This is a genomic window from Faecousia intestinalis (assembly GCF_040096185.1).
GTDB lineage: Bacteria > Bacillota > Clostridia > Oscillospirales > Oscillospiraceae > JAZOXB01.
The window spans coordinates 1-1545 of the sequence record NZ_JBBMFF010000273.1 but is presented as its reverse complement, the minus strand read 5'-3'; the positions used below and the strand labels follow the sequence as shown (position 1 = coordinate 1545).

Here is a 1545-nt window from a genome sequence, read left to right as displayed (position 1 = left end):
CGGTTGGTACGTTTTATCGTTACCCTGTACGGGCTGCAAGTGCCTGCACGAGATTCCCACGTCGCTTCGCTCCTCGGAATGACAAGTCGGGGGTGCATGGCGTTTTAAGGGTGGCCTGCACGGGCTGCAAGTGCGCAGCTGGGCCCGGCTGTCCCCTCCCCTGCAACGTGCCAACGAACCCCCTACAAAAAACCGGGGCGGGATGATCTTCATCCCGTCCCGGTCGTTTTTTCAGGATTCCTGTTCGTCTGGGACGCGCGCCTGCTTCAGGGAACGGCCCGCGCTGCGGAAAAACACCCCTGCGGCATGGACGAGCAGCTTGCGCGTATCCTCGTCCAGCCCCTTGGCCGAGCGCAGCAGCGCCAGCGCGCGGGAAAAGCGATTCTCCTTCAATTCATGCAGCGTCTCGGCGTTCGTTTCGCACAGCATGTGGTAGACCGTGTCGATCGTCCGCTCGCGCTGCTCCGGCTCCAGCCCGGCCAGCCACTGCTTGAGCGTCCGGTCGAGGAAGCGGCTGCCGTTCGTGACGGTCTCGAGCGTAACGAAGCGGTCGCGCAGCACCTCCCAGGTATAGAGATTGTGCTGACCGAAGCCGTCGCCCGTGCTGTGGATGATGGTATAGGCCTCCTCGTGCTCGAGCAGCATACCGACAATGGATGACTGCGGCACGAACGTCTGCACCCGCGCGCAGATACGCTGGTAGCCCTGCAGGGCGATCACCTCGGCATCGAAGCCGGGGCCGTCGTTGTTATACACCGCTGCGATGCGCTCCTGCAGGGCTGCGGGGCAGAACGCTGCGGCATAGACCGCGAGGTTGCCGCCCTTGGAGTGGCCGCCGAGCAGGAACTCCCCCGGAAAGCGCAGCATGGCCGAGGCGGCATAATGCGCCGCGAGGCGCTGGGCCGGAACGGGGCAGGTGAAGGCCATGTTGAAATCCTCCTTCCAGCCGACGAGCGTGCCGTCCGTCCCGCGGAAGGCGACAAAATGCCGCCCGTCGCCGAGGGCGACGGTGATGGCCGCAAACTGCGTCTGGCTCTCGAGGTCGATTTGGTTTACATAATCCATGATCCGCATCTCGCAGAAGCGCTGACTCGCCACAAGGGCAGGGATGAACCGCCCGTCCTCCGGCAGGAGCAGCGGCGGCTTCGAAGCGAGGAGCTGCCGCATGAGTGCGCCGACCGGCGCCCCCTCCGGCGGGACGAGCCCGTCGAGCGGCAGGTAGGACAGGCGGGACAGCACAACGGCGTCCACGTCGCACAACGGCACGAGCCCGAGCGTCAGATCGCCGCGCCAGTCAAGATAGTCAAACACATTCGCCATGCAGAGCACCTCCTGCGCCCATGATACCATATTTCGGGAGAAAAGAAAAGCGCGAGGCGGGGCGAATAGAAACGGAAAGTTTCCGGTTGTGCGTTGCAGGGTCGGGGCATGCCCCGACCGGCGCTGCACCGGCGAACGGAACAGGCTAACATTAAAATGATAATAGCCCCCGAATTGTCATTGCGAGGAGCGAAGCGACGTGGCAATCTCGGGAAGGCAGTTGCG

General features: G+C 63.8%; 1 protein-coding gene. It reads right to left on the bottom strand.

Annotation, left to right across the window (positions count from 1 at the left end; all coding sequences use genetic code 11):
* Nucleotides 1-231 precede the first annotated feature (231 nt).
* Entirely contained in the window at nt 232-1320 is a 1089-nt protein-coding gene (locus WMO66_RS14190) for a DUF2974 domain-containing protein (RefSeq protein ID WP_349137007.1), read from the bottom strand.
* Nucleotides 1321-1545 lie beyond the last annotated feature (225 nt).

Bases quoted from the DNA above. Each gene is read 5' to 3' on its own strand.
- WMO66_RS14190 (WP_349137007.1), bottom strand. From the start codon at position 1,320: ATGGCGAATGTGTTTGACTATCTTGACTGGCGCGGCGATCTGACGCTC.